This window comes from Hoylesella buccalis ATCC 35310, assembly GCF_000177075.1.
In the GTDB taxonomy this organism is placed as follows: domain Bacteria; phylum Bacteroidota; class Bacteroidia; order Bacteroidales; family Bacteroidaceae; genus Prevotella; species Prevotella buccalis.
Map to the genome: position 1 here is coordinate 44936 of NZ_ADEG01000110.1, position 10770 is coordinate 55705.

Sequence of the window (10770 nt, forward strand, 5' to 3'; positions counted from 1 at the left end):
TTATCACATCAATCTTTATCGGTCTTATGAGGCGCAGCTTTCACACTCTTCCACCTCTAACGATTTACTTCGGATATAGTAGATAGTTTTCACACCACAGTGCCAAGCCAAGGTGTACAGTCCCAACAGTTGCCGCATGGTATAATTATTGGTGATGTATAGGTTGACACTTTGTGCTTGGTCAATGTGTTTCTGTCTTATTCCCGCCGCTCTCATGCTCCACGATTGGTCTATCAGGTATGCGCTTTTGTACACCCAATAGGTTTTATCCGATAAGCTTGGAGCTACTCGAGGCAGCATGGCACCCTTCTTTTCTTCTAAGAAGAACCGTTTCATCACAGGGTCTACGCCTGCCGTGGTGGCTGCGATGATGCTGGTACTGCTGGTGGGTGCGATGGCTAAGAGGTAGGCGTTGCGCATGCCCTGCTGACTTACTTTCTTGGCAAGTGCTTTCCATTGGGGCGATGTATATTGTCGCTTGGTGAAGTACTCGCCTGTTTGCCAGTCGCTACCCTCAAAGTATTTGTAGCTTCCCTTTTGCTTTGCAATGTCCGAACTGGCTTCAATAGCCAGACGATTGATGCGCTCAAACACTTTGTCTACGAACGACAGATGCTCTTCGCTTTCCCATTTGATGCCCCTTATGGCCAGCGCATGATGATAACCACTCACGCCCAAGCCAATGCTTCGATAGGTGCGATTGGTGATTTTTGCGAAAGGAAGAGGGTAAAAGTTCAGGTCTATCACATTGTCCAAGGCTCTTACCACACTTGATACCACCTCCTTCATCTCTGTTTCGTCTTCCAGTTTCAGGTGTCCCAACGACAAACTGGCAAGGTTGCACACCACAAAGTCGCCTGGTTTCACGGTTCTTACCACTACGGTGTCGCCCTCTTCGGTGCGTATCTCGTTTGACACTTCCTCTATCTGCGACATGTTTTGTGCTATCTCCGTGCAGAGGTTAGAGCAGTAAATGATGCCTTTGTGGTGGTTGGGGTTGGCTCTGTTCACCGTGTCTCTGTTAAAGGTGAAGGGAGTACCCGTCTCCACAGCCGACCGAAGGATAAGACGTACAATCTCTTTAATGGGCATGATGCGCCGAGAGATGGAGGTGTCTGCCACGCAATCCCAATAGCGTTTCTCCCATTCCTCACCATAATAGTCTTCCAAGTTATACCCTTTAGCGGTCATCACCTCATTGGGACAGAACATATACCAGTCTTGGTTGAGGTTTTCTTCCGCCATTTTCCAAAACAAATCGGGGTAACAGATGGCGGGAAAAATGTCGTGTGCCTTCATCCTGTCATCGCCATTGTTGGTGCGAAGTTGTAGGAATTCGGGTAAATCCTTATGCCATACATCTAAATATACAGCCACCGCACCCTGTCTAACGCCTAACTGATCGACGGCAACGGCCGTGTCGTTTACTAATTTCATCCAACGAATAACGCCACCTGCGGCACCCTTGAAGCCTCTTATCCTGCCGCCAGCAGCGCGCACTTTACCAAAGTAGAGACCCATACCACCGCCAAACTTGCTCACTTGCGCAAAGTTGTCTATGCTTCGGTAAATGCCTTCCAAACTGTCGGGAACGGTATCAATGAAACAACTTGACAGTTGGTGAAACGGTTTGCGCGCATTGGAAAGGGTGGGGGTTGCCATGGTTACTTGTAGCTTGCTCAGCATGTTGTAAAAGCGTTGCACCCACGTCATGCGGTCTTGCGGTTCATTCATCGCCAAATGCAAGGCTATTCCCAAGAACATTTCTTGCACACTCTCAATGGGACTGTTATCAAAATTACGAATCACATAACGTTTGATGAGCAGTTCCAGTCCCGAGTAGTTGAGCAAGTGGTTGCGACTGGCATCCATAAATGTTGCCGCTTGTTCTATTTCGGCTTTGCTGTATTGTTGTAAGATATATGCGCCATATAGGTTTCTGTCTGTCAAGAACTTCATCTTGTCATACAGTGACATCAGTCCCTCACTGTCTTCAAAGCGTGCGATGCGTTTGTTGAGTTGGTAATTGAGCAGTCGGGCCGCAATGAATTCCCATTCTGGAGCCTCTTGTGTGGTAAGCTCTACCGCAGCCTTGATAAGCGCGTCCATGCGTTCGGTGGCGGTCATACCCGCCTTGCTGAAGCTGGCATACTTGTCAATGAGCAGCAATATACTATATTCTTTGTCTGTAAAATCTGCGGCAATGTGTTTCAATACCTCTGTGATATGTGCGTCTTGCAAATCCTCGGCGATGCGTCTGTAGGTACGGCGTATCTCGGTTCGCTGCCATCTGAACAGGATAAAACTCTTTGCTTCGGCGTAATAACCGTTTTTCATCAGCGCCTTTTCCACCTCATCCTGAATACTCTCCACGTTTTGCTTGATGTGGTTGGTACAAACAATATCTTCTACCGATTGTACCATTTGGTAGATGGTGGCATCGTCTATCTCGTGTTTCGTACTGATAAAGCTCTTCTTGATGGCCGTAGCAATCTTCTCTTTGTCATATTGCTCGGTTGAGCCGTTACGCTTAGTAATATCCATTGATTTTTATAATAAGAAGTATGAGTTGTAATGTTGTTTCTGCAAAGTTAATGAAATGCTTCGGAAGAAAAAATTATATCTTGTAATTTTTACAAGGGAGGCATGACTATTCGCCGTGCTCATCAACTCGTCATCACAGTTAACCTAACACTCTAAGAAAAGGAACGCTGTGAGAAATCACTCTTTAATTCATTTTCATGGTGAAGCCACCACCTGGAGCCAGGTGCACGGTGAGCTGTTTGTTGGATGGGATGCTGATAGTTTTCCTCACATAATCTTGCGCGAACTTGGTGGCATTGGCGCCATCAAAATAAGCTTCCGCACGGGTAGGAATATCACCCAACGGAGAGAGGTCGATTGTGAGGTCGCGAGCTGTCCAGTTGTTGATAACGCCGACATACCAGGTATTACCGCTTCGGCGCGCCATGGCCACATACTCACCCACCTTGCTGGTCAAGGCTATAGATTGATCCCATACCACAGGAATCTTGGCAATGAATTCTGTACATTCGGGTTCTTCTTCGTAATGTGTCGGACTGTCACAAAGCATGTTGAGCGGAGAGAAGAATACGGTGTACATGGCCAACTGATGACAGCGGGTTCCCTGACTCATGGGATTGCTGTTAGAGGCATGATAAGTTTCCATGGTACTGTTCAACATGGCACCCTGCGTGTAGTCCATCTGCCCAGCCAGCATGCGGATGAATGGGATCTGTACGTCGTATTGCACTTGATTGTAGGATTCCAGGGACGACCATTTGGTGTTCTCTTGTCCCTTGACACCTTCAAAGTTGATGACGTTCGGATAAGTTCTTTGCAGTCCTGTGGGTTTGAAGATTCCGTGGAAATCCACCAGCATGCGATATTTAGCAGCCATTCGAGCAGCGTCGTAGAGGAAATTGACACAGGCTGCATCGTCGCGATCCATGAAATCAATCTTGAATCCTTTGACACCCATGTCACTGTAATGGCGGCAAACTCGCTCCATGTCGCGTGCAAATGCATAATAGCCTGCCCACAGGATAATGCCTACATTCTTTTGTTTTGCATAATCAACAATGCCCTTCAAATCGATTTCAGGTACCACTTGGAAAAGGTCTGCCTGCAGATTGACGGCCCACCCTTCGTCCAAAATTACATACTCGATGCCATGCTTGCTCGCAAAATCTATATAGGCTTTGTAGGTTTGTGTGTTAACGCCAGCCTTGAACGGAACTTTATACAGTCCCCAGTCGTTCCACCAATCCCATGCTACCTTACCTGGTTTAATCCACTCTGTGGAAGAAATGCGTGATGGGGAGGCCAGGCGATACACCATGTCATTGTCCAAAAGCTGGCGATCATCCGTAGACACATTGATGATGCGCCATGGGAACTGCTGTTTCGCAGTGGCCTTGACAAGGTAGTTTTCGCGACTTTTCACAAAGAGTTGCAGCTTGTTATGGCCTTCTTGCCTGACTTCTTTGGGGTATTTGGCAAAGACGCCACGCAAGGCATGACCCTTCGTGCGGTTGACATACATGCCGGGATAGTTCTCCAGATCGGCTTCCGTCACACAAATCCTCACTCCATGGTCGGCTTCCACCAAGATAGGCAAGAACGCTAACTTATCCGTTTTGAGTTGAGAGAGGTGTCCTTGCGTATAGGTGTTCTCGAAAGAATTGTTGAATTGCTCTTCAAAACTACCGTTGGGACTTGTATAAGGTACCAGCGACGACCAACCCTTGGCAAAGTTGAACTCGGCCTTTTCGTCCTTAACGATAATCTCTTTCTTTCGATCAGAAACGAACCTGTAGGCTACACCCTCATCGTATGCTCGAAATATTAAGGTGAATCCTTGTCTGAATTTCAATGCCAATTGGTTATAATAATCCTCAACAACCTTCTTTTTGTAAAACAAGGCGTTGATGGTGCCATGGCTCGTAGTGGTCTTTACAGACTGTACAGAAGCGTTTTCGCCAAACGATTTTCCTTGATCAAGGGTCAGGGCTATTTGGGATGGAGCAATGAGTTGTTGCCCATCGAGCGACAGGGAGTAGGTAAGATTCTTGTCGTTATTCACTGTAACGGTAAGTTTACCATTGGGCGAAACCAGTTTATACTGTTTCGCATTGATTCCCAGTGTGATCAATGGGAACAACAGCAGGAGTAATGATTTTTTCATGTGATAGATGTTAGCATGTTTTCACAAAGATAGAGAAAAAACTTCATCCGCGAATCATACGAATAAATATTTTTCTCTCGATTGACACAAATAAGTAAAATTTCAAGAGAGCGTAATCGCCTGGATGTGTTCATGATAGCATGCTCGACACATGCCACCAGACTTTGTCTGCTTCGTGCCTGTCCTATAGCCGCATCGACGACAGCAATAGTGATGACCTCACATCATCGCTTCTGAAATACACGAACGTAATCAACTTCCATCGTAAGCGGCAACAAACTGTTGTCTACCCCCTTCTGACCACCCCACTGGCCACCCCACGCCAAGTTGAGAATGATGTAAAAAGGCTGATCGAAAGGCCACGCATCCTTGCCCGTTCCGTCATTCTGATAAGAAAGGATTGACCATAACGGACATAAAAATCAATCAATATTAAAACCAAACTTTATGAAAAAGCAAGTTCTATTTTCATTTTTCATGTTGTCATCCATGACTGTTTTTGCCCAGACAACACTTTGGGATGGAGAGTCATACGACCTTGGCAGTCGAGGTGGATGCTGGGATGACGGTGTTCCAACTGTGGTAACTAATCCCGATGCGAGTGGTATCAATACTTCCGACAAATGTCTCGCATTCACGATGACAAACAGTCAAAAAGTGGTGAAAGTTCCTTTCCGTGATTGGATAAAGCCAGATCTCAAGGGGAATCGGCGTATTTCTATGATGATAAAACGGTCGGGGAATGGTAACGTAAATGTCGAAATATCCGATCCTACGGATGAATCTGCAGGATATTGGGAGAAGGTAGCGGCATGGTATGGAGGCAATGGAGATTGGCAAAAAATAGTTTTAGACTATTCTACCAATACAGCCATGAACGATTTTCCTGGCGTGATGTCTATTACGGCATCAACCGATAATGTTGAAGATGAGGAGACTGTGTATATCGACAACATAGTAGCAGAGCCTGTTCCTATGGTAAACGGTACTGCCTTGAATGAAATAGTCGATGGGTCACTGACTGGAGAACTCACTCTTACCGGTTCATGGATGAAGGGCGACTGCCAAAACACTAACGGAGAATGGATCCGAGTAAACTATAACGACTTTGAAAAGCTGGCGGCTAAGCTCTCTGCTGACGTCACCTCCATAAATATGCGGGGCACCGTCTTGAAAGATGCCTATAATGCTTTTGGTAATGTGAATCCCAATATACTTATTTATGCGGACTGGGCCTTTGGTGAATTTAATGTTATCGTTAATGGACGCACCAATCAATTAAACCTTAACGAGAACTATGCTTTCAAAGCTCCGGAAGATTTCTTTGCTGATCATGTTTCCATGACACGTGCTATGGCTGAGGGACACAACATGGTTTGTTTGCCTTTTTCAGTAACTGCAGCAGAATTGGGCGCGACCAACATTGCTACCTATGTATCTTCAGCAACTACCGATGGCACAACTACTGTTAGTTTCAATATAACCGGCAGTGTAGCTGCCAACATGCCTCTGATTACTGATGGTGCAAAAGCTTCAGATGAACAACAATTTACTGACAAAACGATTATAGCCACTTCTGCAACATCAGGCGGTAAGTTTATCGGAGTCTATGCTCCGCAGAGTGCGGAAAATCTTTGGGGCATCGCTAACAATGAGTTCAGATTGGGTGGCCCGGGTGCCACAATCAAAGCTTTTCACGCATATCTGACACAGACCAACGAAACCAAGTCTATGGTATTCTCCATTGGCGATGCAACGGGTATAGCCAATCTAAGTAATGTTACTGACATGCTCGTTGATGTATATACCATAACGGGTAAGCTGATGAAAAAGCAAGTTCATGCAGCCAATGCAGCCGACGGATTGACCAAAGGAGTCTACATCATCAATAATAAGAAATTCATAATTTATAGATAGATAAACGATAATTACATGTGATTACGGAGTTTTTAGTGTAAATTTGTTGGCAGTAAACCATAAAACTGAAAACTCAACTATGTCTACATTCATCAAGGAAAGAAATTTTTGATGCTATACAAAAAAAAGGTTGACTTCGTCAACACCAGTAACATACAACTTAAACAGCTATAAAACAATATGAAACGACTTTTCATTCTAACTATTTCGGCGATGTTTGCACTGAGTTTCCTGCACGCGCAGACCACCCATTTCCTTAGCGATAACCACGTGATGCAGCGCGTATCTACCACCTCAAAATACTTGTTACTACCAATAGAGGAAAGCCGCGAGAACGACCATGTGCGGATTCTTCAGAACCAAAAGGTGGTGAAGGAATTTAATTGCAAGTTGGCCATGAACAAGATTGACTACTTTGTGCCTCTTCACCTCGATGAGTTTGCCGGGAAAGAAATCTTGCTCGACATCACCATTTCACGCGGTAATGCTAACGAACAGGCCAGACATACAGCCACCAAGGAATTTATCTGTTGGAAGGCAATGAAGTATGCTGATACGTTTGATATGCAGAATCGTGAGAAATTCCGTCCTGTCTATCACCACACGCCTCTTTACGGCTGGATGAACGACCCAAACGGGATGTTTTATAAGGACGGTGTTTGGCATCTCTACTTTCAGCACAACCCCTACGGATCGCAGTGGGAGAACATGACGTGGGGCCATTCGACTTCACGCGACTTGATGAACTGGACCTTCGAGAACGATGCTGTGATGCCAGATGCTCTGGGAACGGTGTTCAGTGGGTCGGCTGTTGTAGACAAGAACAATACGGCTGGATTTGGCAGTGGTGCCGTTGTGGTCATGTATACTTCTGCAGGACAAAGCCAGACACAGAGCTTGGCCTACAGCACCGACAACGGACAGACGTTTAGGAAATATACGGGCAATCCGGTAATTGTGTCCAACACGCCCGACTTCCGCGATCCAAAGATTTTCTGGAATGAGGAAATTGGCAAATGGAACATGATTTTGGCCGAAGGGCAGCACATGAAGATTTATTCTTCGTTAAACCTGAAGGACTGGACGCATGAAAGCGATTTCGGCGAGGGTTACGGCAACCACAATGGGGTTTGGGAATGCCCCGACCTGCTGAGAATAGGCAACCGATGGCTGCTCATCTGCAACATCAACCCCGGCGGACCTTTCGGTGGCTCGGCCACTCAGTATTTTGTCGGTACTTTCGACGGTCGCAAGTTCATGTGTGAGGATGCTCCGGAGGTGACCAAATGGATGGATTGGGGCAAGGACCACTATGCCACCGTCACTTTCAGCAATGCTCCCGACGAACGTCATGTAGCCATACCTTGGATGAGCAACTGGCAGTATGCCAACGATGTGCCCACCAAGCAGTATCGTTCAGCCAACGGTTTGCCGCGCGATCTCGGTCTGTTCAGCTATCAGGGAAAGACCTATTGCAGCGTCAAGCCGAGTCCGGAAGTCATGAATGCCTTTGCTTCGAAGCCTGTTAAGCGGCTCAGCGATGCCTGTCGCGTCGATGTCCGGCTGCGTGCCAACACTGTTATCACGCTGTCCAATGGTCAGGGAGAAACGGTCACCATGACTTATAATGCCAAGAACGAAACTTTTGAGATGGATCGTACCAAGAGCGGCGACACAAGTTTTTCGAGCAATTTTGCGACGGTGACCAAAGCCCCAACCTACGGAAAAATAAACACACTTCAAATCTTCATCGACAAAAGCAGCATCGAGGTGTTCGATGCCGATGGGAAAATGGCCATGTCTAACATAGTCTTCCCATCCTCACCCTATACGCAGCTTACGGTCAAGGGTGGCAAGGCACGTATTTACAAATTGAAATAATAAGGCTGCGCAGCAAATGCTAAATCAATCTTAAACTTTAAAACAACGTCATGAGCAAAACAAATAAACTCGCTTTGATACCGGTCATGCTCTGTTTTTTCGCCATGGGCTTCGTCGACTTAGTAGGCATTGCGTCCAACTATGTGAAAGAAGACCTTGCGTTGAGCGACTCGGTTGCCAACATCCTGCCTTCGCTGGTATTCTTCTGGTTTCTCATTTTCTCTGTTCCCACAGGGGTTTTGATGAACAAAATCGGACGCAAAAAAACCGTCTTGCTGTCGCTTGTGGTCACCAGCATCTCGCTGTTGTTACCCATTTTCAGTGAAAACTTCTACGTCATGCTCGTCTCCTTCTCCCTTTTGGGCATTGGAAACGCATTGATGCAGACTTCGCTCAATCCGTTAGTGTCTACCGTCATCAAGGGAAACCTTGCTGCGACGCTCACCTTCGGCCAATTTGTGAAGGCCATCGCGTCGCTCATGGCACCCTATATCGCCATGTGGGGAGCATTGGCCACCATTCCGGCCTTCGGCTTGGGTTGGCGTGTACTTTTCCCCATCTATATGATTGTTGGTGTGATAGCCTCGTTGCTGTTGGCCTCGACGCCCATTGAGGAGGAAACCGACACGCTCGATGCCGATGAGAACGACACCGTGACAAGCCATTTTTCGAAAGCCTTCGGACTGCTCGGCACACCAACCGTGCTGTTGAGTTTTGTCGCCATCATTTGTCATGTGGGTATTGATGTGGGCACCAACACCACGGCTCCGAAGATTTTGATGGAGCGGTTGGGCATGACCCTGAATGAGGCCGCCTTTACCACGAGTCTGTATTTTATTTTCCGCACCATCGGCTGCCTCACAGGAAGCTATTTTTTGCGGGTTATGAAGAGCCGCACATTCTTTGTCATCAGCGTCGCGATGATGACATTGGCCATGCTCGGACTGCTTGTTGGAACATCCAAGCCAATACTCTATACGGCTATCGCCTTAGTGGGATATGGTAACTCCAACATTTTCTCCATCGTGTTCTCGCAGGCACTTCTTTCGGTGCCCGAGAAGAAAAATGCCGTGAGTGGTCTGATGATCATGGGTCTTTTCGGTGGTACAGTGTTCCCGTTACTCATGGGATTTGCCAGCGATGCCATCGGTCAGATTGGCGCAGTAGGCGTTATGGCTATCGGCGTGGCTTATCTGTTTACCTATATAACTCAAGTGAAACACTAAAAACAATGCTATGGAACGTTATATTGTAGGTCTCGGAGAGGCTTTATGGGATGTGCTTCCGGAAGGAGCCAAGCTCGGCGGTGCCCCCGCCAATTTTGCCTATCATGCCAGTCAGTTTGGCCATTCGGCTGTGGCTGTGAGCGCTTTGGGCAATGACGACTTAGGCGACCAAACCGCAAAAGAACTGGATGAAAAGGGGTTGAAACACATCATGCCCCGTGTGGACTACCCTACGGGAACGGTAGGAGTTGAACTCGATGCTGACGGTGTGCCCACTTACGACATCCGGACCGGCGTGGCATGGGATTACATTCCTTTCACGCCTGAGGTGGAAGCGGCTGCCCACAACTGCAGTGCCGTTTGTTTCGGCTCATTGGCCCAGCGCAGTGAACAGTCAAGAGCGACCATTGGGAAGTTTCTCGATGCCACTCCGGAAGACTGTCTGAAGATTTTCGACATCAACCTGCGTGGCAACTTCTACACCAAAGAGGTTATCCAAGCGTCGCTCAAACGATGCAATATTTTGAAAATTAACGACGAAGAACTTGTTGCCATCGGCCGTCTTTTTGGTTATCCAGGTCTTGATATTGAGAACAAATGCTGGTTGATTCTCGGCAAATACAACCTCGACATGCTCGTACTGACTTGCGGAACGAATGGCAGCTACGTGTTTGCAAAGGGGTTGAAGAGCTTTCAGGAGACGCCCAAGGTGGAGGTTGCCGACACCGTTGGAGCCGGCGACTCGTTTACAGGCGCTTTCACGGCCGCCATCCTGTCGGGAAAACCCATCAGAGAAGCACACGAACTGGCAGTGAAAGTGAGTGCTTACGTGTGCACACAAAAGGGTGCCATGCCCCGACTTCCGGAGAAATTCACGGCACAGATCAAGGGTTAGACAAGACCCAAATCGAATAGGAGGTAAACACTAATCATAGGTGTTTATTTCCTACTTTCGTATTCACCGACCTCTCACCCACCGTACAAGGTAAGCAAGAAGAACATGCAAAAGCGGCTAATATTGGATGCTTAGTATCATTA

6 protein-coding genes and 1 pseudogene are annotated in these 10770 nt (G+C 47.1%); 4 read left to right on the top strand and 3 right to left on the bottom strand.

What is annotated here, in order from left to right:
• Window positions 1-24 precede the first annotated feature (24 nt).
• The 3 genes and pseudogenes from HMPREF0650_RS11855 to HMPREF0650_RS13615 form a co-directional block, all read right to left on the bottom strand.
• Window positions 25-2544 carry a ribonucleoside-diphosphate reductase subunit alpha gene (locus HMPREF0650_RS11855; RefSeq protein ID WP_004351073.1) on the bottom strand — a complete coding sequence of 840 codons (2520 nt, stop codon included), beginning with the start codon at window positions 2542-2544 and terminating at the stop codon, window positions 25-27.
• Window positions 2545-2728: 184 nt separating this feature from the next.
• Window positions 2729-4708 (bottom strand): retaining alpha-galactosidase, encoded by a 1980-nt coding sequence (locus HMPREF0650_RS11860; protein WP_004351074.1) that lies wholly within the window; start codon window positions 4706-4708, stop codon window positions 2729-2731.
• 224 nt (window positions 4709-4932) lie between these two features.
• Window positions 4933-5097, bottom strand: a pseudogene (locus HMPREF0650_RS13615) (family 16 glycosylhydrolase); the annotation flags it as partial.
• A 58-nt stretch (window positions 5098-5155) separates the two neighbouring features.
• On the opposite strand from HMPREF0650_RS13615, the gene HMPREF0650_RS11865 reads away from it, so the two are divergent.
• From HMPREF0650_RS11865 to HMPREF0650_RS11880, 4 genes are all read left to right on the top strand, one after another.
• On the top strand, window positions 5156-6625 hold the full coding sequence (locus tag HMPREF0650_RS11865; protein WP_004351076.1) for a hypothetical protein: 1470 nt from the start codon (window positions 5156-5158) through the stop codon (window positions 6623-6625).
• A 180-nt stretch (window positions 6626-6805) separates the two neighbouring features.
• Window positions 6806-8506: a glycoside hydrolase family 32 protein gene (locus tag HMPREF0650_RS11870; protein ID WP_004351077.1), complete on the top strand. Its 1701-nt coding sequence runs from the start codon at window positions 6806-6808 to the stop codon at window positions 8504-8506.
• Window positions 8507-8556: 50 nt separating this feature from the next.
• Window positions 8557-9732, top strand: coding sequence for an MFS transporter (locus HMPREF0650_RS11875; protein ID WP_004351078.1), 1176 nt, complete (start codon window positions 8557-8559; stop codon window positions 9730-9732).
• 10 nt (window positions 9733-9742) lie between these two features.
• Window positions 9743-10627 (top strand): carbohydrate kinase family protein, encoded by an 885-nt coding sequence (locus HMPREF0650_RS11880; RefSeq protein WP_004351079.1) that lies wholly within the window; start codon window positions 9743-9745, stop codon window positions 10625-10627.
• Window positions 10628-10770: the final 143 nt, after the last annotated feature.